Annotated in this window: 21 protein-coding genes and 2 tRNA genes; 14 read left to right on the top strand and 9 right to left on the bottom strand. The window is 69.4% G+C overall.

Annotation, left to right across the window (positions count from 1 at the left end; translation table 11 throughout):
- Nucleotides 1–83: 83 nt before the first annotated feature.
- The 5 genes from AFR_RS38580 (at nt 84) to AFR_RS38560 (ending at nt 4926) form a co-directional block, all read left to right on the top strand.
- Nucleotides 84–965, top strand: a complete 882-nt coding sequence (locus tag AFR_RS38580; RefSeq protein WP_023562266.1) for a phytanoyl-CoA dioxygenase family protein — start codon at nt 84–86, stop codon at nt 963–965.
- A gap of 327 nt (nt 966–1292) precedes the next feature.
- Nucleotides 1293–2033: a hypothetical protein gene (locus AFR_RS38575; protein WP_041841455.1), complete on the top strand. Its 741-nt coding sequence runs from the start codon at nt 1293–1295 to the stop codon at nt 2031–2033.
- On the top strand, nt 2014–3231 hold the full coding sequence (locus AFR_RS44330; RefSeq protein WP_023562264.1) for a sensor histidine kinase: 1218 nt from the start codon (nt 2014–2016) through the stop codon (nt 3229–3231). Before AFR_RS38575 ends, AFR_RS44330 begins: the two co-directional genes overlap by 20 nt.
- Nucleotides 3228–3881: a response regulator gene (locus tag AFR_RS38565; RefSeq protein ID WP_023562263.1), complete on the top strand. Its 654-nt coding sequence runs from the start codon at nt 3228–3230 to the stop codon at nt 3879–3881. Before AFR_RS44330 ends, AFR_RS38565 begins: the two co-directional genes overlap by 4 nt.
- 100 nt (nt 3882–3981) lie before the next feature.
- Entirely contained in the window at nt 3982–4926 is a 945-nt protein-coding gene (locus AFR_RS38560) for a DUF1996 domain-containing protein (protein WP_023562262.1), read from the top strand.
- Nucleotides 4927–4944: 18 nt separating this feature from the next.
- On the opposite strand, the gene AFR_RS38555 is transcribed toward AFR_RS38560, so the two are convergent.
- Nucleotides 4945–5187 carry a mycoredoxin gene (locus tag AFR_RS38555; RefSeq protein WP_023562261.1) on the bottom strand — a complete coding sequence of 81 codons (243 nt, stop codon included), beginning with the start codon at nt 5185–5187 and terminating at the stop codon, nt 4945–4947.
- Nucleotides 5188–5268: 81 nt separating this feature from the next.
- Between AFR_RS38555 and AFR_RS38550 the strand changes: the two genes are divergently transcribed.
- The 3 genes from AFR_RS38550 to AFR_RS38540 all read left to right on the top strand — a co-directional run bounded on the left by AFR_RS38550 (nt 5269) and on the right by AFR_RS38540 (nt 8335).
- The gene (locus tag AFR_RS38550) at nt 5269–7413 is read left to right on the top strand and encodes an ATP-dependent DNA helicase UvrD2 (RefSeq protein WP_023562260.1); all 2145 of its coding nucleotides are present in this window, start codon (nt 5269–5271) and stop codon (nt 7411–7413) included.
- A gap of 132 nt (nt 7414–7545) precedes the next feature.
- Nucleotides 7546–7833 carry a hypothetical protein gene (locus tag AFR_RS38545; RefSeq protein ID WP_148308193.1) on the top strand — a complete coding sequence of 96 codons (288 nt, stop codon included), beginning with the start codon at nt 7546–7548 and terminating at the stop codon, nt 7831–7833.
- Nucleotides 7834–7972: 139 nt separating this feature from the next.
- The gene (locus tag AFR_RS38540; protein ID WP_023562258.1) at nt 7973–8335 is read left to right on the top strand and encodes a WhiB family transcriptional regulator; all 363 of its coding nucleotides are present in this window, start codon (nt 7973–7975) and stop codon (nt 8333–8335) included.
- A 1660-nt stretch (nt 8336–9995) separates the two neighbouring features.
- Here AFR_RS38540 and AFR_RS38535 read toward each other — a convergent pair.
- The 3 genes from AFR_RS38535 to AFR_RS47195 form a co-directional block, all read right to left on the bottom strand.
- Nucleotides 9996–11342 (bottom strand): ABC1 kinase family protein, encoded by a 1347-nt coding sequence (locus AFR_RS38535; RefSeq protein ID WP_023562257.1) that lies wholly within the window; start codon nt 11340–11342, stop codon nt 9996–9998.
- Nucleotides 11343–11504: 162 nt separating this feature from the next.
- Complete coding sequence (locus AFR_RS38530) at nt 11505–12656, bottom strand: hypothetical protein (protein WP_023562256.1); 1152 nt, start codon at nt 12654–12656, stop codon at nt 11505–11507.
- A gap of 240 nt (nt 12657–12896) precedes the next feature.
- Nucleotides 12897–13058 (bottom strand): DUF5679 domain-containing protein, encoded by a 162-nt coding sequence (locus tag AFR_RS47195; RefSeq protein ID WP_023562255.1) that lies wholly within the window; start codon nt 13056–13058, stop codon nt 12897–12899.
- 463 nt (nt 13059–13521) lie between these two features.
- Between AFR_RS47195 and AFR_RS38525 the strand changes: the two genes are divergently transcribed.
- Both AFR_RS38525 and AFR_RS38520 read left to right on the top strand, forming a co-directional pair.
- The gene (locus tag AFR_RS38525; RefSeq protein ID WP_041841454.1) at nt 13522–14055 is read left to right on the top strand and encodes a M48 metallopeptidase family protein; all 534 of its coding nucleotides are present in this window, start codon (nt 13522–13524) and stop codon (nt 14053–14055) included.
- 9 nt (nt 14056–14064) lie between these two features.
- A complete protein-coding gene (locus tag AFR_RS38520) occupies nt 14065–14658 on the top strand; it encodes a hypothetical protein (protein ID WP_041841453.1) in 594 nt (197 codons plus the stop codon).
- A gap of 227 nt (nt 14659–14885) precedes the next feature.
- Here AFR_RS38520 and AFR_RS38515 read toward each other — a convergent pair whose 3' ends face one another.
- Nucleotides 14886–16121 (bottom strand): zinc-dependent metalloprotease, encoded by a 1236-nt coding sequence (locus AFR_RS38515; protein ID WP_023562252.1) that lies wholly within the window; start codon nt 16119–16121, stop codon nt 14886–14888.
- Between the two features lie 90 nt (nt 16122–16211).
- On the opposite strand from AFR_RS38515, the gene AFR_RS38510 reads away from it, so the two are divergent.
- The 3 genes from AFR_RS38510 (at nt 16212) to AFR_RS38500 (ending at nt 20538) form a co-directional block, all read left to right on the top strand.
- Entirely contained in the window at nt 16212–17240 is a 1029-nt protein-coding gene (locus AFR_RS38510; protein ID WP_023562251.1) for a YlbL family protein, read from the top strand.
- Between the two features lie 117 nt (nt 17241–17357).
- Entirely contained in the window at nt 17358–20333 is a 2976-nt protein-coding gene (locus AFR_RS38505) for a UPF0182 family membrane protein (RefSeq protein WP_041841452.1), read from the top strand.
- A gap of 128 nt (nt 20334–20461) precedes the next feature.
- Nucleotides 20462–20538, top strand: a tRNA-Met gene (locus AFR_RS38500).
- 45 nt (nt 20539–20583) lie between these two features.
- Here the strand turns inward: AFR_RS38500 and AFR_RS38495 are convergent.
- Complete coding sequence (locus AFR_RS38495; protein WP_023562249.1) at nt 20584–20799, bottom strand: hypothetical protein; 216 nt, start codon at nt 20797–20799, stop codon at nt 20584–20586.
- A gap of 106 nt (nt 20800–20905) precedes the next feature.
- On the opposite strand from AFR_RS38495, the gene AFR_RS38490 reads away from it, so the two are divergent.
- Nucleotides 20906–22036: a DUF11 domain-containing protein gene (locus AFR_RS38490; RefSeq protein ID WP_148308192.1), complete on the top strand. Its 1131-nt coding sequence runs from the start codon at nt 20906–20908 to the stop codon at nt 22034–22036.
- Here AFR_RS38490 and AFR_RS38485 read toward each other — a convergent pair.
- From AFR_RS38485 to AFR_RS44325, 3 genes are all read right to left on the bottom strand, one after another.
- Nucleotides 22021–22797, bottom strand: a complete 777-nt coding sequence (locus tag AFR_RS38485) for an SDR family NAD(P)-dependent oxidoreductase (protein WP_041843282.1) — start codon at nt 22795–22797, stop codon at nt 22021–22023. The two genes, AFR_RS38490 and AFR_RS38485, sit on opposite strands and share 16 nt — an antisense overlap.
- 152 nt (nt 22798–22949) lie before the next feature.
- A tRNA-Met gene (locus AFR_RS38480) sits at nt 22950–23026 on the bottom strand.
- Between the two features lie 32 nt (nt 23027–23058).
- A complete protein-coding gene (locus tag AFR_RS44325) occupies nt 23059–23949 on the bottom strand; it encodes a DUF2199 domain-containing protein (protein WP_148308191.1) in 891 nt (296 codons plus the stop codon).
- Nucleotides 23950–23955: the final 6 nt, after the last annotated feature.

The raw sequence follows: 23955 nt of genomic DNA, 5'->3' as shown, positions 1-23955 counted from the left end.
CAAAGAATTATTCACACTGACTTAGCAACCATGGGAGGACACTCCAGCGTCTGGAAGGGCAGACACGGAGAAGAGGTAATTAGATGTCTCTGCTTGCTGAGCAGACCTGGACCCCGATGACGGCCGAGGAGCGCGCGCAGTTCGACCGCGACGGCTTCCTCGTCATCCCGGCGGTTCTGACCGAGGACGAGGTCGCGATCGCGCGCACCGCCATCCTGCGGTCGAAGGAGCAGGTTTCCCGCGAGGGCGGCCTCGGCGCCACCGGCGCGCTGCACCAGCTTTCCGCGGTGACCAACAACCCGGAGCTGGCCTTCCTCCTGGATCACCCGAAGGCGTTCAAGTACATCTGGTCGATCCTCGGCTGGAACGTCCACGTCTACCACTCGCACGTGGACGTCCACCCGCAGATCCACGAGAAGCAGAAGGACTGGTGGCACTGGCACCAGGACGGTGGCCGGCAGAACCGTGAGCTGGAGACCGACCCGCGCCCGCGCACGTCGGTCAAGCTCGCCTACTGGCTGTCGGACGTCAGCGAGACCGGCCGGGGCAACTTCACCGTGCTCCCGGGCAGCCACCTGACCAACTGGCTGCCGGGCCCGCCGTCGCGCGGCGTGCCGTGGCCGCAGCCCGAGGGTGCCCTGCAGATCACCGCCAACCCCGGTGACCTGGTGGTCTTCGACCGCCGCCTGTGGCACGCCCGCTCGGACAACTACTCGCCGATCACGCGCGTGGGTGCCTTCTTCGGCTACACCTACCGCTGGGTCGCCGGTCGCGACGAGGTCAAGGACCTGCCGAACACCCCCGAGTGGGCCGGCTACAACCCCGTCCAGCAGCAGCTGCTCGGCCACTGCGGCGACGGCAGCGGCGACCACGCCTGGGGTCACTTCCCCGAGACGACGCCGCTCTACGGCGAGCTCAAGCGCCAGGGTCTCCTCGACTCCAGCGTTCCCGCACTCATTCCGTGACGCGGGAGGGGCCGGCGCGCTGAACGGCCGGCCCCCGCTCCGATCGATCCGCTCCTCCCGATCCGGCACCGATCAGACCGGTGCCGGGTTCCGGCTGCCCGGGCCTCAGGGCCGCTCGGGCAGCGCCGTCCCGCGCTTCCTGCGCCGGGCAGCGCCGTGCCGTGGCTCCGCGCCCGGAAGTGCCGTGCCGCGGTTCCCGCGCCGGGCAGCACCATTCCGTGGCTCCCGCCGCCGGGCAGTGCCGTGCCGCGGCTCCCGCGCCGGGCAGGGCCTTCTTGCCGGGTGACGCGCAGCGCCGGTACCGTCCCGGACGTTATGGATCAGGGCGTGAGCGCAGCGGGCCTGCCCGACGCCGTCGACGGCGGGCAGCACCGGCGGCGTGCGCCGATCGTGACCGGACAGCGTGTCGGCCTGATCGCCCTGCTCGTGGCCGTTGCCGTCGCGACCGTAGCGGTCCCGCCGTTGATCACCCCGTCCGGCGACAAGCCCGCCGCAGCACCGCCGGTTCCGTTTTCGCAGCCACCGTCGCCGTCGTCTCCTTCGAAGACGCCGCCATCTCCTTCCCCGGCGCCGCGGAAAGCCCTGGCGGCCTGCGCTCCGGTGGCTGAGGGCAGCAGCGTCGAGGTCACCGCCCGGCCCTCCTGCGTCGTCTACGGCCCGGCGGTCGGCAACGGCTGGCGTGCCACCGGTGACGGCCTGAAGGTGATCCCCGGCGAGTTCCTGCCCGGCCGCAAGGAGCGGGGCCTGCGGGTAGAACGCACCCGGCCGGCGCTGGACAGCACCGCGATGGCCCTGGTCGCCGCCACACCGGTCGGCCTCAGGTCCGGCGACACGCTGAAGCTGCGGGTGTGGGGCGGCCGCGAGTTCGGCACGGTGCTGCGGGTCGGTGTCACACCCGGCTCCGGCACGGTCAAGCTCACCGCACCGGCCGAGCGGTGGACGTCCTACTCGATCAAGCTGGCCGACCTCACCAGCAGGGACCGGCTGTCGCGGATCGACCTGGTCGTCGCCGCCGACGAGGTCCCCAACGTCACCAACTTCTTCCTCGATGACATCACTCTCCGCTGACCGCCGGGCCGAGGGCCGCAGCGTCGACCGGACCGTCGCCGCCGCCGCGTTGTGCCGGGCCGTGCTGCTCGGCCGGGCCTTCGTGACGATCACCGCGGCCGGTGCGGGGCTGCTCATCGTCGCGCATCCCGAACGTGTCGCCCTGGTCATGGTGCTGGTGCTGCTCGCGACGGCGGCCGAGGTTGCGGTGCTGACGCGGTGGCCGGCGGTGGTCCGGCGTACCATGCCGGTCCTGGTGGTGGACACGCTGCTGCTGGCCGCGGTGCTGATGCTGAACGCCGGCAGCGCCGCCTTTTATCTCTTCACCGCGGGTGCCGCGGCGCTCGCCGGGGTCCTGGTCGGCATGCACGCCTGGCCGCTGTGGGCCGTGCACGCCTCGCTCGGGTTCTTCGCCGCAGCCCGGGTGCTGCGCGCCGATGGCGTGACACCCGAGGTGTCGGCGTTTGTGGTCGCGTTCCCGATGGCGACGGTCGTGACCGGTCTGGTTGCCGCCTCGGTCACCGCCGCGACCGTCCGGCACGTCGACCTGCTCGTCGAGGTCATCGCGTCCGCGCAGCGTGCGGCGGCCGCGTCGGAGCGCACCCGGCTGGCCCGCGAGTTGCACGACTCGGTCGCCAAGACCCTGCGCGGGGTGTCGTTCGCGGCGCTCGCCCTGCCGTCGTCGATGCGCAGCCGGCCCGCCCTGGCCGAGCAACTCGCCGACGTCGTGTCCAAGGGCGCGGACGTGGCCGCCCGTGAGGCCCGCGAGCTGATCGAGGGCCTGCGCCTCGACAACCCCGCGGAGCCGTTCGACCAGAGCATCGACCGCCTCTCCCGCGAGTGGTCGGTTTCTTCCGGTACGCCGGTACGCGTCACCGCCGAGCCGATGGAACCACCCGTGGCGGTGCGGTACGAGCTGACCCGGATCCTGCACGAGGCACTGCGCAACGTGCAGCGGCACGCGGGTGCGTCCCGGGTCGACATCTGGGTGGTCCGCGAGGACAACCTGGCCCGGCTGGTGATCCGCGACGACGGTCAGGGCTTCGACGTGCCCGACGAGCTGGGTGTCCTGCGCGTGGACGGGCACTTCGGCGTGCTGGGGATGGTCGAGCGGGCGCGTACGGTGTCGGGCCACCTGACTGTCCGCTCGGCGCCGGGCCAGGGGACGACGGTTGACGTGCTGGCGCCGCTGACCTTCGTACCGGCGCTGGGCCGATGATCGACCTGCTGGTGGTCGACGACAACCCGGTCGTCCGCGCCGCTGTGCACGGCTTCCTCGCCGGCCAGGACGAGATTCGCGTGGTGGGCGAGGCCGCCGACGGGCGGGAGGCGCTGCGGCTGGCTCACCGGCTGCGTCCGGCGGTGACGCTGCTCGATTACCGGATGCCGGTCGCCGACGGGCTCTCCGTGATCGCGACGCTGGCCGAACACACCCGCGTCCTGGTCCTGACCAGCGACACCGGCGCCGAGATCGTCGCCGGGATGCTGCGCGGAGGCGCCCGCGGTTACCTGGTCTGGGGGCAGTTCGAGCCGCCGGATCTGCTGCGGGCGATCCGTGAGGTGGCCGCGGGCAGCTCCTGGTTGTCCCCGGTGGCGGCGTCGGTCGCGGCCACGGCCTTCCGAGAGCAGGGCGCCCGGGAACGCGCCGCACGCGAGCAGGAGGCCCGGCAGGCTTCCGCCCGGCAGCGGCACGGCATCTCGGCCCGCGAGGAGGAGGTGCTGGACCTGCTCGGCCTCGGCCTGTCCAACGCCTCGATCGCGCACCGGCTCGGGCTCACCGAGAAGACCGTGAAGAACCACCTCAACCACATCTTCGCCAAGCTCGGTGTCAGCAACCGCACCGAGGCCGTCGTGCGCTGGCGCGGCTGACTGGGCCCTGGGCGTACCCCGGAATGGGTCTTTGGGCCCACCAGGGCCGGACCCGGCGTCGTTACCTTGCCCTCGTCAGTCCGGTGCAAGGAGGCAATTCATGGCACGGCGTTCCCGCATATTCGCTCTCGGTGCCCTGGTGGCGACGGCGGTGACCGTCGCCGCGCTGCCGGTGCTCCGCTCGTCGAGCGGCGGTGAGGCCGCTGCCGCGACCGCCCCGACGGGGTACATCAGGCTGGACAAGCCGGTGCAGCCGATCCCGGTCCCGGCGTCGAAGCTGCCGTTCGCGCCCTACCGGGAGATGCACGCCGACTGCGGTGTCACCAAGCAGGCCGCCGACGACCCGCTGGTCTTCCCGGGGATGCCCGGGGCCTCGCACCTGCACTCCTTCGTCGGCAACACCGCGCCGGAGGCGTTCTCCACGCCGAAGTCGCTGACCGAGAAGGGTGGCAGCTCCTGCCGGGACCCGAAGGACACGGCGTCCTACTGGTTCCCGACGCTGCTGCAGAACGGTGTGCCAGTGCCGAACACGACCGTGACGTTCTACTACAAGTCCGGGGTCACCGATTACCGCACCGTGCGGCCGTTCCCGGCCGGCTTCCGCGTGCTCGTGGGTGACATGAAAACACCGGACGCCGCGAGCTTCGGCGGCGAGTGGGACTGCGGCAACAAGGGCGGCACCACCAGGGAGATCCCGGCGTCCTGCCCCAAGGGCAACGTGCTGATCATCCGCTACAAGGCGCCGAGTTGCTGGGACGGCGTCAACCTCGACACGCCAGACCACAAATCGCACCTGACATATCCGGTCAAGGGCCGGTGCACCCCGAGCCACCCGGTGGCGGTGCCGATGCTGCAGTCGAAGGTCGCGTACAAGCTCGAGGACGGCAACACCAAGGGGCTGAAGTTCTCCTCCGGGCCCAGCTTCTCGTTCCACTACGACTTCATGAACGGCTGGGACCAGGACCGGCTCGAGGAGCTGGTCGAGCACTGCATCAACGGTGGCCGGCAGTGCAACGGCTACGGCGTGGACGAACACAAGCCGTAGCCGTCACACCGGTACGTATCAGGCGGCCAGCGCAGCCAGATGTTCCTTGACCTGCACGATCGACGGGTTCGTCAGGGCCGAGCCGTCGTCGAAGCGCAGCGTCGGGACCGTCTGGTTGCCGCCGTTGACGCTCATCACGAAGTCGGCCGAGGCCGGGTCCTGCTCGATGTCGACGACGTCGTACTGGATGCCTTCCCGGTCGAGCTGCGACTTGAGCCGGTGGCAGTAACCACACCAGGACGTCGAGTACATGGTCAACATCGGTCGGAATCCCTTCGGAGACATCACATGGCGGTACGCCATCACGTGAAACGTCGGACCGGGGTGCCATGATTCCCGGTTGTGACAGCCGAACGCGTGCTCGCCGGTCTCGACCCCGATCAGCGCCGGGCCGTGACCGCTCCGGCCGGACCAGTGTGCATCCTGGCCGGGGCAGGCACGGGTAAGACGCGGGCGATTACCCATCGCATCGCGTACCGAACCCTGAAGGGCGAGATCAGCCCCCGGCACATCCTCGCCGTCACCTTCACGGCGCGGGCCGCGGCCGAGATGCGGGCCCGGCTCACGGAGCTCGGGGCGGGCCGGGTGCAGGCACGCACGTTCCACGCGGCGGCGCTGCGGCAGGTCCGCTATTTTGCGCCGCGGTTGCTCGAGGGCCGGGCGATGCCGGAGCTCGTCGAGAGCAAGGCCCGCCTGGTCACGCTGGCCGCCAACCACGCAGGCGTCCGCGCCGACCGCACCGCCGCCCGCGACCTGGCCGGCGAGATCGAGTGGGCCAAGTCGTCACTGATCGAGCCGGGCGAGTACGTAGTGGCCGCGGCCAAGGCGCTGCGCGAGCCCCCGTACGACTCCGCGAAGGTCGCCGAGGTCTTCGGGGCGTACGAGTCCCTGAAACGCCGCCAGGGCGTGATCGACTTCGAGGACATGCTCCGCGCCGCCGTCTGGGGCATCGAGGAGCACCCGGACGTCGCCGAGCAGGTCCGCTCCCAATACCGGCACTTCGTCGTCGACGAATACCAGGACGTCAACCCGCTCCAGCAGCGACTGCTCGAGGCCTGGCTCGGCGGCCGTGACGACCTCACCGTGGTCGGCGACGCCAGCCAGACGATCTACTCGTTCACCGGGGCGACCTCGGCGTACCTGGTCGATTTCCCCCGTCAGCGCCGCGAGGCGGTGGTCGTCCGCCTGGTCCGCGACTACCGGTCGACACCCCAGGTCGTGGGTCTGGCCAACGCCGTGATCAAGCAGGCCCGGGGCACCGAGGCCAAACTGCGTCTCGAGCTGGTCGGCCAGCGCGAGCCCGGCGCCGAACCCGACCTCAAGATCTTCCCGGACGAGCCCGCCGAGGCCGTCGCCGTCGCCCGGCGCTCCCGCGATCTGATCGCCGCCGGCACCCAGGCCAGCGAGATCGCGGTGCTCTTCCGGACCAACGCGCAGTCCGAGGCGTACGAGAAAGCGCTCGCCGAGTTCGAGGTGCCCTACGTCGTGCGCGGCGCCGAACGCTTTTTCGAACGCACCGAGATCCGCCAGGCGATGGTCGCCCTGCGCTCGGCCGTCCGCTCGACACCGGGGGAGACCCCGCTGGTCCAGGCCGTCGTCGAGGCGCTGTCCGCGACCGGCTGGGCCCGCGACCAGCCGCCGGCGGGCGGGGCGCAGCGCGAGCAGTGGGAGGCGCTGGCGGCCCTCGTCGCCCTCGCCGAGGACTACGCCCGCACCCCCGACCTGCTGCCCCTCGGCCAGGCCGGCGCGATCCAGCACGACCTGTCCCTCTCGGGTTTCTGCGCGGAGCTGGCGCGGCGTGCCGAGCAGCAGCACGCCCCGACGGTCGAGGGCGTGACGCTGGCGTCCCTGCACTCGGCCAAAGGCCTCGAGTGGGACGCCGTGTTCCTCGTCGGGCTCGCCGAGGGGACGCTGCCGACGACGTACGCAAAAACCCCCGAGCAGCTCGAGGAAGAACGCCGCCTCCTCTACGTCGGGGTGACCCGCGCCCGGCAATGGCTCTGGCTGTCCTACGGCCAGTCGCGCTCACCCGGCGGCCGCGCCCGCCGGCCGTGCAGGTTCCTGCCACAGCTCGGCCAGACACGCAACGGTCTCGAAAAAGCAGGCGCCGGCGACGCGAGTCGGAAACCCGTCAATCGGCGAAACATGGTGGTCTCCTGCCGCATCTGCGGTGCCACCCTCCTCGCCGGCGCCGACCGCAAACTGGGCCGCTGCCCCACCTGCCCGTCCGACCTCGACGAGGAGCTCTACGAGCGTCTCCTGGCCTGGCGCGCGGCCACCGCGGCCGAGCAGAAAGTCCCTGCATATGTGGTGTTCACCGACGCCACCGTCGTGGCCATCGCGGAACGCCGCCCGACCACCCCGGCGGAACTGCTCGCCATCGCCGGAATCGGCCCCCGCAAGCTCGGCCAGTACGGCGCCGCGGTCTTCGCTCTGGTGGGTGGCGTCACCCTCGCTGACCTCGCGTCAGAAAACTTTGAAAACTAGTCCGTTAATTCGTTTGCCCTCCTTGGGCGGGCGGGCTTAGCCTCAGTGCACACCTTGACGAGCACGGGTTAAAACCATGTTCATCAGGGCCCAGGAAACATTCGAGCGCAAGCAATGGAGGAGGTGGCACCGGTGAAGCTCAACTACACGATCGAGCGACCGTCGACGCTGCTTGCTGCCGTTTGCGCTCCGTCCGTCTCGTGGCTGCCGGAATCCGCCCCCGTGGCGCTCCTGGCAGTTGAGCGGGCTCCCGTTGCGCAGGCGCACCAGGTCCAGATCCAGGCCGAGCTGGTCAGGACTCTGGTCGACGTCGATGGAAGCAACGGGACCACTGGGTTCGTGGGCAGCAATGACATCTCCGCCAAGAAGCGCATGACGGTGGGTGGCAGCGGTGCTCCGCCTCGAGGAAGGCCGGTCTAAACAGACCAGCTGGCTCACCTCGAGGCCGCGGAACCCGTAACCGGGATCCGCGGCCTAATTTTTTGCCGGCTCACCGGCCGGTGCACGACCTGTATCGCGATCCAGAAGATCGAGAAGAAGAGAGAGGTGACCGGGCTTTATGAGTCTGGCGCTGGCCCCACTCGACGTGAGCGTCGAGATCGAGGCAAACCTGCCCTGTCGGAAGTTCGACCCGGACCTTTGGTTCTCGGACTCCCCGGCCCAGCTGGAACTGGCCAAGTCGCTCTGCGGGGACTGCCCGCTGCGCGTCGAATGCCTCGCCGGCGCGGTCGAGCGGAACGAGCCCTGGGGCGTCTGGGGAGGCGAAATCTTCGAGCGTGGCGCTGTAGTGCCCCGCAAGCGTCCCCGCGGTCGTCCCCGCAAGGTCGACGTCGCCCGTGACGCCGAGCTCCAGGTCGAGGTCGACGAGCGGCTCGCCGCGAACGGCCTCGAGACCCGCAACTCGGTCCGCCTCGCGGCCTGAGACCACCACCCCTTTAACCAGAGACGGAAACCAAGTCGATGAACCCGAACGGAACCACGAAGGTGAAACTCATCCAAGAGGCACTCTCACGCGCACGAATGCGTCGGCCTCAGGCCGACCACCACCCTGAGGCACACCGACCCGCCCGCCAGATCGCGATGGAGGCCCGTCACCGGGCCGCCCGTGAACTCGGCGGACGCCTCTGACAACTGAATACCGATCGGGCCCGTCCGCGTTTCCCGCGGGCGGGCCCCTTTTTTGATTGCCCGGAGATCTGCTTGCTTCTGCTTCCGGGCTCTGAAGGTCAAATGCTTCTTTGCCACGGTGAGCGGTGGTTCTGATCGTCGCTCCCGCGGGGACCGTTCGCTTCGCTCCCTGCCAGGTGATTGCCGGGTTGCGCTCGCCGGGCTACGCCCGCCAACCCCCCCCCCACCGCACGCGGCTTCTTACGCTGCCCGACCTCACCGCACGCGGCTTCGCCGCACGCGGCTTCGCCGCACGCGGCGATTATCGCTGCCCAGCTTCACTGCACGCGGTCTTCACGATCTCGCGGGAAGCGCGGCACTGCACCGCCGGAATGGCCTGGATTGCACGTGGCTGGGCTGCACGTGGCTGGGCTGCACGTGGCTGGGCTGCACGTGGCCTGGACCGCTGAGCGGCTTCGCCGCACGCGGCGATTCTTGCTGCCCAGCTTCACTGCACGCGGTCTTCACGATCTCGCGGGAAGCGCGGCACTGCACCGCTCGGAGCGGCCTTCACCGCCCGGAGGGCGTGGACCGCCCGGAGGGTGGACCGGGCGGCTTGCCGCACGCGGCGTTTGTGCTACGCAGCCTTACCGCTGCAAAGCTATGACTGCATGCGGTCTCGCGTTCTGGCGTGATGCTCGGCAAGGCACCAGATGGACCCCTGCGCTGCCTCGACCGCACCTGGCCTGGACAGCTTCGCAGCCTCTATCGCACTCGGCCTTCGCCCGTTCTCGCGCGAAGCGCGGCACCGCGCGGCCCTTCACCGCTGCCCGCCGCCTGGACCGCTGCACAGCGCGCTGCTACCGGACGCGGAGTCTGAGACCAACGTTCCATCTCCATGATCTTGGTCGGGCCCGACGACGCGCGCCCTGATGGCAGTTGAACGTTTCGATGAGGCAGACCTGTTGCACCCGGCCTTCGCGTTCTGGCGCGAAGCGCGGCGCCGCGTGGCCTTTCACCGCCGCGTGGCCTTTCACCGCTGCGCGGCCTGGACCGCTGCGCGGCCTGGACCGCTGCGCGGCCTGGACCGCTGCACAGCGCGCTGCTGCCGGATGCGGAGTTCGAGACCGGCGTTCATCTCCGTGACCACGGCTTTGGCGACGACGCGCGCCCTGACCGCGGCCGGCCGTCTCGACGAGGCGCCCCTTGTTGCACTCGGCCTTCCCTTTTTCGCGCAAAGCGCGGCACCGAAAGGGCCTTCACCGCGACGCGGGCTTCAGCGTGGCGCGGGCTTCAGCGTGGCGCGGGCTTCAGCGTGGCGCGGGCTTCAGCGTGGCGCGGGCTTCAGCGTGGCGCGGGCTTCAGCGTGGCGCGGGCTTCAGCGTGGCGCGGGCTTCAGCGTGGCGCGGGCTTCAGCGTGGCGCGGGCTTCAGCGTGGCGCGGGCTTCGCCGTGGTGCGGCGTTCGACGTTGGCTTCAGGCGACGGGGGCGAAGCCAGGGAGCCATTTTTGGAGGATGGCGCGGTAAGGGGCTTGGGCCTCCAACTGGCACAGGACGCCGATCGAGCCGAGGGTCACCCTGTGGATCAGGAGGTACGACGGGGGGAGGTTGAGTTTGCGGCTGAGCTGGAACGCCGGGGATTTGGGGTTGGAGAGGCGGGTTGCTTCGCCTCGGATCCAGGCGCGGGTGAAGCGGAACTCGTCCACTGCGACCGGCTCGATCATCGGGCGGAGGAAGCTCAGCACCGCTTCGGCGTCGATCACGTCGTCGGGCTTGATGAAGCCTTCCTCGCGGAGTCCGTCGGCGACACCCTGGGCGTCGCCGTCCAGGGCGAGACGCACCAGGCGGCCGATGGGCTCGGGGTGGCCGCCGGGCAGGCGGGCCACGGCGCCGAAGTCGATCACGCCGAGGCGGCCGTCGGGGAGGATGCGGAAGTTGCCGGGGTGCGGGTCGGCGTGGAGCAGTCCGGCCCGGGCCGGCGCTGAGAAGTGCAGTGTTGCCATCAGGCGGCCGGCCTCGTCGCGTTCGGCCTCGGTGCCGTCGGTGATGATTTTGGCGAGCGGGGTGCCCTCGACCCATTCGGTCACGAGCACGCGGGGCGCGGACGCCAGGACCCGCGGCACGTAGATCTCCGCGTCGTCCGCGTATGCGGCGGCGAACGCCGTCTGGCTTTCCGCCTCCATCGCGTAGTCGAGCTCTTCGGTGATGCGCTCGCGTAGCTCGGTGAGCAGCGGTTTCATGTCCATGCCGGGCTGAATGATCTTGAACATGCCGGCCAGGCGGCCGAGCTGCTTCAGGTCGGCCAGCAGTGCCTCGCCGGCGCCCGGGTATTGGACCTTGACCGCGACGTCCATGGTCTTGGGCTTGGCGCCCTTGCGGCTCGGCGGGAGCTTCCACACCGCGCGGTGCACCTGGCCGATGCTCGCGGCGGCGGCCGGGCTGTCGTCGAACTCGGCGAACTTCTCCCGCCAGTCCGCGCCGAGCTGCTCGGCCAGCGCCTTGTGCACACTCGCCACCGGCATCGGCGGCGCGGCCTCCTGCAGCTTGGTCAGCGCCTGCCTGTACGGCCCGGCCATCTCCTCGGGCATGGCGGCCTCGAACACCGACAGCGCCTGCCCGAACTTCATCGCCCCGCCCTTGAGCTGCCCCAGGACGCTGAAGAGCTGCTCGGCGGTCCGCTGCTGGATGTCGGCCGAGATGACATCCGACGCCATGCCGGTCACCCGCTTACCAAAACCCAGCACCGTACGCCCGGCGAAGCCGAGAGGCAGAGCAGCAAGCTTGGCAGTGCGGGACGCCGCACGACGCGGTATGTCGGTCACCAGATCATTGTGACCGACGCAGCGCCGTTCAACCGCCCGGGACGAGGTTGTCCGTGCAGCGATGTGCCAAAAAGTCCGATCATCGTCCCATGGATCACCGTCCCGAACCCCACCCCCACTAACAGCCATGTCCGCTTTCTGCCACCCCGCCTGACTCCAGCGTCAGGGTCTGCGGGGCAGCGACGAGCGGCGGGTGCAGGGGCAGGCCGGGTGCGGGGACCAGGTGCGGCGGCGGAACGTGCCCGGTCTGCTGATCTCGACTTCCGCGCCGAGGGTCTCCGGGGTGTTGCCGTCCACGAAAGTCAGTGCCTCGGCTGTTATGTAGGCCACTGCCGCGAGCAGGGTCGCCGTGGCGCACGGCTCCGGTGGGACGACGGCTGCCGGTCCTGCCCTCCCGGGCCCGATGCCCGAACCGACCTCTCCCGCATCCGGCGAGGCTGACTCGAGAAGCAGTGAGCCGGCCTTGAACGGGCCTGACGGAGAAGACCAGGGGTCGTCGAGCGGCCAGGTTGGTTCGCGGTCGCGGCGGTGGAGGGTGATGCAGTTGAGGCAGGGGGAGGTGGATGGGGGAACCAGGGGGCCGACCAGGACCTTGCCCTCGCGGATCGAGGCCGTCAGCAGGGGGCGGCGGCGGTGGGCGTGGCTGATTGCGGACAGGGCCGTGGGGTGGTCTTCGCCGAGGTGGATCACCAGGGACGCTGCTCCCCGGCGTACCGGGCGGGTCTCGGTGGTGGGGGCCGCGCGGCGGAGGGCTGATGCAGTCGCTTGGGATCGGGGGTGGCCCAGGTCGGCGGGGGTGAGGGGGCTGCCGGGGAGCTCGTGGGCTTCGACCGGGCCGGTCAGGTCGGGGTGGAGGTGGCCGATGCCGGCTGTGGCCAGGGCGACCGCCACGGCGGGGGCGAGGCGGGTTCGGCCGGTGACGACCACGCGGGCCGAGGCTCGGCGGCGCAGGGTGCGGGCCGGGGATGTTGTGGTCGCGGAGTAGGCGAGGGCGGCGGCTTCGCCGGTGAGGCGTTCCGGCATGGCTGGTGGGAACAGGCTCTGGGCCGGGACGACCAGGCCGGCGGTGTGGAGGGTGTCGAGCAGCGTGCGAGCTTCGTCGGGGCGCATGCCGAAGGTGGCGGCTTCGGCGAGGGCGAGGCGTTCCGAGCGGGAGCCGTCCAGGAGATCGAGGAGGCCGGCGGCTCTGGGCTCGGGGAGGTCGAGCAGGACGGCACGGGGTGGGTCCAGGCCCAGTTGCAGCGTGTGGGGGGTGCGCCAGATGCGGGGGAGGCCCGGCAGAAGCGTGGGGCGGGGCAGCGGCGTACGGCTCATGGGGTGACACGGTGTCACGACTCGTGAGCGCTGCGGATCGGTTGTCCACAGGCACGCCCCGCTCGGAAGCAGGGTTATCCACAGGAATACCGAAGTTATCCACAGGGGTGTTGGAGAACCGGCTAATCACTCAACGTCAGTAGGTGGTTACTGGTTACGGACACGGCTGGGTGATTGTGGGGGAAAAGCCGGCGGGGGCGACCAGAAGTGGTCGCCCCCGCCGGTCGTGCTCGGACGCGGTCAGGCCTTCGCCTTGCCCAGGATCCGGTTGACCGTCGTGCCGCAGACCGGGCACTTGCCCTTGGCCATGTTCATGCCGGTCTTGGAGACCTCGACAGTGCCCTGGAAGTCTCGCTTCTCCTTGCACTTCACGCAGTAGCCGTTGTACGTGGTGTCGGCCACGGTTCCTCCTCGTCATGTTGTCGGCCGGATCGGCCCTATGCCTTGCTCGCGGCGACAGGCCGCGATCTGTGTTCGGCGCTGGACCGCTCCGCGACCACGTGAATGTGGCCACCCGTCAGGGGCGGTCACTACCCAGCTCCGGCCATTTCCATGTCAGCGCAGCGCCAACGGTGTCGTCGACGGCCTGAGTGTGCCGGTCCGAATGCCTCTTTTTGGGCAGATACGTGCTGACACGCCGACGAAGGCCTCCAGAACGCCAGAAAAGGGACGTTCGGGCCGCCTCGTTTACACGGCGGCGGGGGTTATTCCAGGAGCGCTGGTGCGGCCGTGGAAATTATTTTCGGATTTCTAGGGACGTAGCTCACATTTTGGGTGCGTGTCGTTTCCCGTACCCTTGCGGTGACCTGGCCCTGACGCATTAACGTCGCAATGTGAACCCTACTGTGGGCCGCGCGAGCCGGTAATGGCGAGGACGCGCAAGCCTGTCGTCGAAGTGCGGCGCAGCCAGCGCCGTCGCCGGACGGTGTCCGCGTACCGGGAGGGCGAACGTGTTGTCGTCCTCATTCCCGACCGGTTCTCGCGCGCCGAGGAAACCGAGTGGGTGGCGCGGATGCTCGCCCGCCTCGCGGCCCGGGAAGAACGCATCAGGCGTACGGACAGCGAACTGCTCGTCCGCGCCCGGCGCCTGATCTCGCGGTACTTACCCGACCACGCCGACGAGATCGTGCCGGCGAGTGTCCGCTGGGTCACCAACCAGAACGGCCGCTGGGGCTCCTGCACGCCTGATGACGGCACGATCCGCATCTCGCACCGCATCCAGGAGATGCCGGACTGGGTGATCGACTACGTGCTCCTGCACGAGCTGACACACCTGGTCGTGCCCAGCCACAACACGAAGTTCTGGCAGCTGGTCAACCGGTACCCCAAAGCCGAACGGGCCCGCGGTTACCTCGAAGGCATCTCGGCGGCCACGGGCCTGGTCCTGGCCGACGACTAGCGTTACGGCGTGACCCGACGAGTTGTGGTGGCGCTGCTGACGCCGGTGACGTGGAGCCCGCCCGGAGTTGACCTGGCCAAGTGGCGTGCCGCGCTGGCCGAGGACGTCGTCGACCTGCTGGCGATGCTGGCCGAGGCCGAGCCGGCCATCGCCGCAAGACCCGAGGACCGCGCGCTGGCCGAGGCCATCGCCTGGCCGGGCATGCGCCTGTACGACGTGCCGACGGCGACGGTGCTGCCTGTGCTCAAGGCGGCTGCGGGTGACGGTTTCGACCAGGCTGCGGTGATCGCGGCGGACGCTGCCGACGTCCCCGGCATGATCCTCGGCAAGCTGCTGCGGCCCCTGACCACCAAGCCCGTGGCGGTCGCGCCGGGTGGTGCCGAGGGACTGCTGGGGGTTGCGGCGCGTCTGCCGGTGCCGGACTGGTTCCCCGACGCCGACCTCGACACGGCCACGCCCATGGGGCTGCGCAAACCGGCGCCCAACCCCAGTGACGTCCAGTCGACGCCCGACTGGCGACGCATCCGCGGCCCCGGCGACCTCGCCACCCTCGACCCCGCTCTCGAAGGCTGGGAAAACACCCGGACCCTCCTCGGCGGCTGACCCGGCCCACGCGGCGCGGGTTTTGTGGGTCGAGGGCTTGGAGCACGGAGCCGGCAGGGTGCGGGTGGCTGCTCATGAGCCGCCAGGCGATTGGCCGCCCGCGCCCGGTCTCGGCGGGAGCGACGATCAGTGCCATGCAACCAGGCACGACAGGCCCTGGATCTTGCGGTTTTTGCTCTTGGAGACAGCAAACGCGCGGCCGATCTCCGGCCGCGCGTCTGACCGAGTTACTTGTCGTCTTCTTCCTTGCCCAGGTTTTCGAGTTCGGAGATGTCCCAGTCCGACTTCGCCTGGGCGAATTTCTGGGGGTCGGCGAAGTCCTCGTCCGTCGGGAGGAGGTCCGGGTGGTCCCAGAGGGCGTCGCGGCCGGCGACGCCGCGGTGCTCGGTGACCGCGGCCCAGAGAGCGCCGGCCTCCCGGAGGCGGCGGGGGCGCAGCTCGAGGCCGACCAGGGCCGCGAACGTCTGCTCGGCCGGGCCGCCCGCCGCGCGACGGCGCCGGAACGCCTCGCCGAGGGCTGACACGGACGGGAGGCGGTCGCCGGCGGCGCTGTCCACGACGTGGCCGACCCAGCCTTCGATGAGGGCGAGGGCGGTTTCGAGGCGGGCGAGGGACGCCTTCTGCTGCGGGGTGTCCTCGGGGGTGAAGATGCCCTCGAGGGCCATCTGCTGCATCGACTCGGGGTCGGAGGGGTCGACGCGGCTCATCGCCTCTTCGATCGCCTCGCGGTTGACCGTGATGCCGTTGGCGTAGGTCTCGACCGCGTTCAGGACGTGGGCGCGGAGCCACGGGACGTGCTGGAAGAGGCGCTGGTGGGCCGCCTCGCGCAGGGCCACGTAGAGCCTGACCTGGTCCTCGGGCAGCTCCAGGCCGTCGCCGTAGGCCTTGATGTTGGCCGGGACGAGGGCCGCGGTGCCGGCCGGGCCGAGCGGGAGGCCGATGTCGCCGGCGGAGAGGACCTCCGCGGCGAGCTGGCCGAGCGCCTGGCCGAGCTGGCCGCCGAAGAGGGCGCCGCCGAGGGTGGCGACCATCGACTGCATCGGGCCGAGCTGGGCGCGGGCCTCCTCGGGCACGAGGTCACCCATGGCGCCGACCATGCGGCCCGCGATGGGGTCGCACAGTTTCTTCCACACCTCGAGCGTGTTGTAGACCCACTCGTTGCGGTTCCAGGCTGTCGCGTCGCGGATGCCGGAAGGCAGGGCGGACGCCGGGTCGAGCCACAGGTCGGCGAGGCGCAGGGCCTCGGAGACGGCGTTGTGCTCGTACATGTTCACTGCGGGATCGCCGGTCTGGCTGAGCTGGCTGGCCGCCACCTGGCGGGCCAGATCCCAGTTGACCGGGCCACTTCCGGGCGCGGCGAACATCTGCTGCAGCTGGTTCATGAACTGCTGCATCTGCTGCGGGTCGGAGGGATCGGGCGGCTGGGCGCCCGGCAGGCTGAAGCCGAACGGGATATCAGGCACGTCCCCAACGGTACGCGCGTATTCGGCCTTCGTGCCCCATGCCGGTGTCAGCTCAGAGAGAACTCAGGGTCGGTTGGTACGGTCACGCGCATGAGACGTCGCGGTGTCACGGTCATCCTCGGCGCCCTGATCACCGCACTGCTGGCAGTCGGAGTCATGGCCTTCCCCCTGCCGTACGTGGTGCTGAAGCCCGGACCGACCGTCAACACGCTCGGCTCGGACAACGGCAAAGAGGTCATTCAGGTGACGAAGGCGGACACCTCGACCTCTCAGGGTCAGCTCCGGCTGACCACCGTAGGGGTTCAGCCGAGCGTGGAACTGGTCTGGGCGATCCGGGGCTGGTTCAGTGACGAGCAGGCTGTGGTGCCGCGGGAGCTGATCTACCCGCCGGACCGCAGCGAGCAGCAGGTCGAGGAGCAGAACGCCGAGGAGTTCAAGTCCTCGCAGTACAGCGCGGTCACCGTGGCGCTGCGCGAGCTGGGCTATCCGGTGCAGACCTTCGTGACCGAGGTGACCGCGGGCGGCGCGTCGGTCGGGCAGCTGCAGAAGGACGACGTCATCACCTCCGTCGACGGCGTCGAGGTGACCAGCCCGGGGCAGCTCACGCAGCTCATCCAGGCCAAACCGGCCGGGACGGCGCTGACGGTCGGTTACACGCGGGCCGGCAAGCCCGCCACCGCGAAGATCACGACCCGGTCCGACAGCAAGTCGGCGACGCCGCGCATCGGGGTGGGCATCGACAAGAAGCAGCCGCACCCGTTCACGGTCGAGATCGACCTGGACGAGATCGGCGGCCCGAGCGCCGGACTGATGTTCACCCTGGGGATCATCGACAAGCTCAAGCCCGAGGACCTCACCGGAGGCAAGATCATTGCCGGTACGGGCACCATCGACGACGAGGGCAACGTCGGCCCGATCGGTGGCATCCCGCAGAAGCTGGTCGGCGCGAAGGACGCGGGTGCGCAGCTCTTCCTGGTACCCGCCGACAATTGCGCCGAAGCCATGAAAAATGCCGTGTCGGGTCTGCCGATGGCGGAGGTGGCCACCGCGGACGACGCACTCACCGCGCTGAAGACCTTCACCAGTGGCGGTACCCCCAAGCCCTGCCCGGCCGCGTAACAACGCGTAACAATCGGCGCAGGTGCCCCAGACGGAACACCGCAACACCGTAATGTGAAATACCGGTCCGACTTTGTGGGGTTCACGTTGGTCATGCGTAACAGTCCTCTACCGAGGATGAGCCGGCGCGGTCGCGTGACCGTCGGCGTCCTGGTCGGGGTCTTCCTTCTTTTCACGCTGCTCGGCTGGGGCATCGACGCGTACACCGATTACCTGTGGTTCGACGAGGTCAACTTCACAGGTGTCTTCACCGGCGTACTGGTGACCCGGCTGCTGCTCTTCCTCGCCATCGGTCTTGCGATGGCCGTGGTGATCGCAGCGAACCTGTATCTCGCCTACCGTCTCCGGCCGCTGCTGCGGCCGCACTCGGCCGAACAGGCCACGCTCGAGCGCTACCGGATGATCATCCAGCCGCGGCTCGGCACCTGGATCACGGTCATCTCCGTGGTCATCGGCTTCTTCGCCGGTCTGTCCGCGCAGAGCCGCTGGAAGGACTGGATGCTCTTCCAGAACTCCCAGCCGTTCGGCGTCAAGGATCCGCAGTTCAACGTGGACGTCGGCTTCTACGTCTTCGACTACCCGCTCTGGCGTTATCTGCTCGGTGTCGGCTTCACCACCGTGGTGCTGTCCGTCCTCGGCGCGCTGGCCGTGCACTACATCTTCGGTGGTGTGCGCCTGCAGGGTGTCGGCGACCGGATGACCGCTGCCGCGCGGGCGCACCTGACCACGCTGGTGGCGTTCTTCGTGCTGCTCAAGGCGGTCGCGTACATCCTCGACCGGCGGGCGCTGCTGCTCGAGCAGCACGTCTCACCGGGCCTCTACGGCGCCGGTTACACCGACGTCAACGCGTTGCTGCCGGCCAAGGAGATCCTGGCCTACATCTCGATCGTGGTGGCGATCGCGATCATCGTGTTCTCCAACGCGGTGATGCGTAACCTCGTCTGGCCCGGCGTCTCCCTGGCGCTGCTGGCCATCTCCGCGGTCGCGATCGGCGGCATCTACCCGCTCGCCGTGCAGAACTTCCAGGTCCAGCCGAGCCTGGCGGACAAGGAAGCGCCGTACATCGCCCGGTCGATCGAGGCCACGAGAGCCGCGTTCGGGCTCTCCGACACCGAGATCAGACCGTACGCGGCCTCGACGACCGTGCCACCGGCCACGCTGGCCTCCGACACGAGCGCCCAGAACGTCCGGCTGATCGACCCGCAGCTGGTCTCCGAGGCGTACACCCAGCAGCAGCAGGTCCGTGGTTTCTACGACTTCGGCCCGAAGCTGGACGTCGACCGGTACACGCTGGCGGACAAGCAGGCGCAGGACTACGTGGTCGGCGTCCGTGAGATCAACGACAACGCCCTGACCACCCAGCAGCAGAACTGGCTGAACAGGCACACGGTCTTCACCCATGGGTACGGCATGGTGGCGGCTCCCGCCAACGAGGTCGTCTGTGGCGGTCTGCCGTACTTCGTCTCCGGCTTCCTCGGCGACGACCAGCAGCCCGGTTGCGCCTCGGCCTCCGAGGAGATCAAGGTCGACCAGCCCCGGGTCTACTTCGGCGAGCAGTCCACCGAGTACGCCATCGTCGGCCAGACCGATGCCAACAAGAAGACCGAGTTCGACCGCCCTCAGCCGAACAACAACAACGCCGAGGAGCGCTACACCTACGAGGGCACCGGCGGCGTGCCGATCGGCTCGTTCTTCCGCCGGCTGGTCTTCGCGATCAAGAACACCGAGAGCAACTTCCTGCTCTCCGACGCGGTCAACAACGACTCCCGCCTGATGTACGTGCGTGACCCCCGCTCCCGCGTGGAGAAGGTCGCGCCGTTCCTCACCATCGACGGCGACCCGTACCCGGCCGTCGTCGACGGGCGGATCAAGTGGATCCTCGACGGCTACACGACCGCGGCGACGTACCCGTACGCGCAGCGGATCAACCTGCAGGAAGAGACGACCGACGAGCTCACCAACCGGGGCACGGTCGCACTCGCCCGGGACAACATCAACTACATGCGCAACTCGGTGAAGGCGACCGTCGACGCGTACGACGGCACGGTCACCCTGTACGAGTTCGACGACCAGGATCCGGTCCTCAAGGCCTGGAACCAGGCGTTCGGCGGCAAGCTGATCACGCCCAAGGCGCAGACGCCGGCGGCGCTGGCAGCGCACTTCCGCTACCCGGCCGACATGTTCAAGGTCCAGCGCAACCTGCTGGCCCGCTTCCACGTCACCGCGGCCAACGAGTACTTCAGCGGCCAGGACTTCTGGCAGGTGCCGAACGTCCCCGACGACCCCGACAGCGGGGTCAAGCAGCCGCCGTTCTACCTGAACGTGAAGCTGCCGGGCCAGGACGACACGCGGTTCCAGCTGACCTCGGCGGTGACACCGAACAACCGCGACAACCTCGCGGCGCTGATCTCCGGGTCCTACGTGGACAACAAACCCCGGCTCGAGGTCCTGGAGCTTCCTGACCAGACCGCGATCCAGGGCCCCGTCCAGGTCCATCAGAGAATGACGAACAACGCCACCGTACGGTCGGAGCTGACCCTGCTGTCCAACAGCAACCAGTCCCAGGTGCTGTTCGGCAACCTCATCTCACTACCGGTCGGCGACGGCATGCTCTACGTCGAACCGGTCTACGTGAAGAGTGGCCAGCAGGACGCCGTACCCCTGCTCCAGAAGGTCCTGATGTCGTACGGCGACGGCGGTACGTACGTCGTGCTGGCGAACAACCTGAAGGACGGCCTGGACAAACTCGTCGCCCAGGGCAAGAGCAATCAGCCTGCGACGAACAATCCACCGGACACCGGCACCCAGCCACCGCCCACGGACAACGGCGGCCAGCAGCCGGCGCTGACAGGCCAGCTGGCCACGGCGGCGACAGCCCTCGACAAGGCCATCGCCGACGTCAAGTCCGCCCAGCAGTCGGGCGACTTCGCCAAGTACGGTACCGCCCTGCAGGCCCTGGACACGGCGATGACCAACTTCCAGAACGCCCAGAAGGCGGCGGGCGTGGCCACGCCGACCACGGGACCCTCGGTCCCACCGTCGACGAACCCGTCCGTGAACCCGTCAGCACCGGCACCCACGCCGAGCGGCTGACCTGCCCGTACTGATCACCGAGCGAGCGGCCCGCCGGGGTTACCGGCGGGCCGCGAGCATGTGTGGGGCAGGTTACGGGGGGTCGTTTTGCATGCGGGTCGGCCCGCACGCTAGGCTGTTCTTACCGACGCGGGGTGGAGCAGCTCGGTAGCTCGCTGGGCTCATAACCCAGAGGTCGCAGGTTCAAATCCTGTCCCCGCTACCACACAGGAAACGCGGTCTCTCTCCGGAGAGGCCGCGTTTCTGCTGTTCAGGCCTGGTTCGGGCGGTCCCAGCCGTCGCAGGCATCTTCCGGCTCCTGCTCCAGCAGGTCGAGCAGGTCAGGACCGGCGTGCCCGGTGTCGACGGATCGACCGACCAGGCCCAGCTGCGTGGCGCAGTCCCGCCCGAAACCCTTGACCATGCGGTCGGCGCGCGTCAGGTGCCCACAGCGGGGACACTTGCGCATCGCCGGGACGGCTCCCATGCCCTCAGTATGGCTGCCGCGGACCTGATCGTGGCGCGTGTTCGCGGTCGTCCGGTTCGTCCACCAGGGACAGCGGTCGCTGTGCGGAGCACCTAGGCTCCGGAACGTGAGATTCCTACGGAACGTTGCCGTGCTGGCCACCGCAGTGGTCGGCGTTTCTCTGACCGGGGCACCGGCTTTTGCCGCGGCCGACGAGGCTGATGTGGCCGTCGAGGTGGTCATCGAGCGCAACATCGTGACCGCGTCCGGCTGGTCGAGCATCCAGACCTTCGTGAGCAACGACGGCAGCGTGCCCGCGGCCGGTGTGACGCTGGCTGTGGCGCTTCCGGAGGGCCTGCGTGTCGGTGGGTTCGAGAGCACCAGCAACTGGGACTGCGACTTCGAACAGCCGGTCACCCGGTGCACGCGCGTCGGGGATCTTGCGCCGGGTGTCCGCGACCGGTCGCTGGTCCTCTCCGTGTCGGTGGAGGGCGTGAGCGCGGGGGCCGTCCTGGAGACCCGTGCGGACGTCACGACGTCGACGCCCGAGAGTGACAGCGCGGACAACGCCGACACCGGCACGATCCGGGTCGTCGCGCCCGGCACGGTTCGCGGCAACCTGTGGAACGACCTCAACGCGGACGGGATCCGTCAGGCGACCGAGCCGCCGGCCGAGTCCGTCGGCCTGTCGATCCGTTCGCTGGAGGACTACGACCAGTACGGCTTCTCCAACAACTACCAGGGCACGTACTCCGAGTCGGTGCCGGCCAAGCGCTACCAGATCTTCGCCTCCCTGTCCCGCTCCAGCTGGCGGTTCGCCACGCCGGACGTGGGCGACGACACCACCGACTCCGACCTGCACCAGGTCTCCCAGGACACCTACACCGCGTACGGCGAGAGTTCCGCTTTCACCGTCGACCCGGCCACACCGACCGTGATCGACCTGGGTGTTGTCGCCGCGTACCGGCCGACGAACATCCAGCCGAAGGCAGGCAAGCAGGGCACGACGCGCACGGTGACACTGACCGGTGAGGCGTTCTCGACCAACCTGACGCCGCAGCTGACCCGTACGGGTGCCGACCCGGTCGTGGGCACGGTCAAGAGCATCTCGACCGACCGCAAGACCATGAAGGTCGCCTTCCCGCTCACGGGCGTCGCCACCGGCAAGTGGACGCTGACCCTGGCCTCACTCTTCGGCGACCGCGCCGAGGTGGCCGACGCCTTCACGGTCAAGCCGCCCGCTCAGTTGCCGCGGTAGCGGGAGGCGAGTTGGGGGCTCTGGGCGGCGAAGGCGGCGAGTTCGGCGCCGAAGACCGTTTCGAGCAGGCTGTAGTCCTCGACGCTGGGGGCGCTGACGGTTTCGCCGAGGGTGATGCCGGTCAGGGCCGCGGTGACGACGTCGTCGGCTGACATGCGGGGTACGGCGGACAGGTCCATGCCCTGGACCTCGTGGAACTCGGTGGCCACGAGGCCGGGGCAGACCACGTGCACGGTGACGCCGGTGCCGGCCAGCTCGGCGTGCAGGGTCTGCGACATGGTGACCGTGTTGGCCAGCGTGCCGGCGTAGACGGCGCGGGGGAGCTGGGAGGCCGGGGCGGGGCCGGAGAAGGCGAGCATGCCGGCGACGTTGACGATCGTTCCCCCACCGCGGGCGATCATGCCGGGGAGGGCCGCGCGGGTCAGCATCGTCGGGGCGACCACCTTGACGTGGACGAGCTCCCGCGCCTTGGCGGTGGGCAGGTCCTGCATCGGCATGTAGTGGGCCACACCGGCGTTGTTGACCAACATCGTGACCGGCAGGGTGGCAGCGAGCTCGGCGACGGTGTCGATGCCCTCGTCGGTCGACAGGTCGGCCGTCACGAGCCGGACGTCGGTGCCGGGCAGGGAGGCCGCGAGGGCTTCGAGCCGGTCCTTGCGGCGGGCGACGACCACGAGGTCGTGGCCGTCCTTGGCCAGGCGCTCGGCGAAGGCCTTGCCGATTCCCGAGGATGCGCCGGTGATGAGAGCGAGCGAAGCCATGATTTTCTCCTCCGTCGGGGTGGTCACCTCGATCCTGGAGCCGGTGACCGGTCGGAGGCAGAGCCTTGTTCTTCCGGGGGTCCGGCAGGACCCCCGGAAGGCGGGAGACAGAAAGAAGGCCCGTCAGAGGAAATCTGACGGGCCTTCTCGCGTGGTAGCGGGGACAGGATTTGAACCTGCGACCTCTGGGTTATGAGCCCAGCGAGCTACCGAGCTGCTCCACCCCGCGTCGCTGGAACAAAGCTAGCACGGGCCGGGTGGTCAGCCCTTCTCGGGGCGTACGGAACGCCAGACGCGCTGGGCCCAGGGCAGGTCGGAGGGGTCGTCGAAGACGCAGGCGACGTGCAGGAGTTTGCCCTCCACGGCGACGAAGCCGTGGAGGTTGTGCACGATGCGGCCGTCGCCCAGGGCGGGACGCCAGAAGGCGTGGCGGTGGATCTCACCGTCGTCCTCGGTGGCTTCGCCGTCACGGTCGCGGGGTGCGTCCTCGGTCAGCTCGGCGATCATGCGCTGCGGGGTGTACCCGGGCGGCGCGCCCAGCGGGTCCAGGTGCACCGTCCGGCCCGGCCCCGAGAAGTAGATCCGGTCCTCGTGCCACTTGAGTTCCAGGCCCGCTGTGCGTTCCAGGGACCAGTCGTCGGTGATCCGCTGGTGTACCGGGGTGGGCAGGGCGTACGTGAGGCGGCTGAGGACGTCGTCGCGGTCCCACTCGTCGTGCAGGATGCGGTGCAGCAGGGTGCCCTCGTCCGCGACCAGGTACGGGATCGAGTCCGGGTCGCGGACCTCCGCTCGGCCCGGCGTCCCGAGGAGGCCGTCCCACGGCTTGATGCTGTTCGAGACCGTGCCCTCGAGCCGGAGACCGGCGTACTCGGGCTTCTCCCAGATCTTGTGGGCGTGCTTGAGCTCGTCCTTGCTGACCTGCAACCAGACCGAGTATTCGATGCTGCCGCCGCCGGAAAGCCGCACCGGCATCAGGCAGCGGACGAACGACCCGATGCCGTTCGCGTGCCGCAGGTGCTCGTTGCCCCAGGTCGCCTCGCGTTTGCGTTCGGACAGGGCCAGGAGGGGATCCGGCCAGGCCGAGCGGACCGCGAGGTCGACCGGGGACAACGCGCCACCGCAGCAGGGGCAGTCAGGCAAATGATCAGGCACCCGCGC

Origin of the sequence: Amorphoplanes friuliensis DSM 7358 (assembly GCF_000494755.1) — a bacterium.
In the GTDB taxonomy this organism is placed as follows: domain Bacteria; phylum Actinomycetota; class Actinomycetes; order Mycobacteriales; family Micromonosporaceae; genus Actinoplanes; species Actinoplanes friuliensis.
The sequence above is the reverse complement of the archived record's forward strand: the minus strand, read 5'-3'. Positions and strand labels throughout refer to the sequence as shown.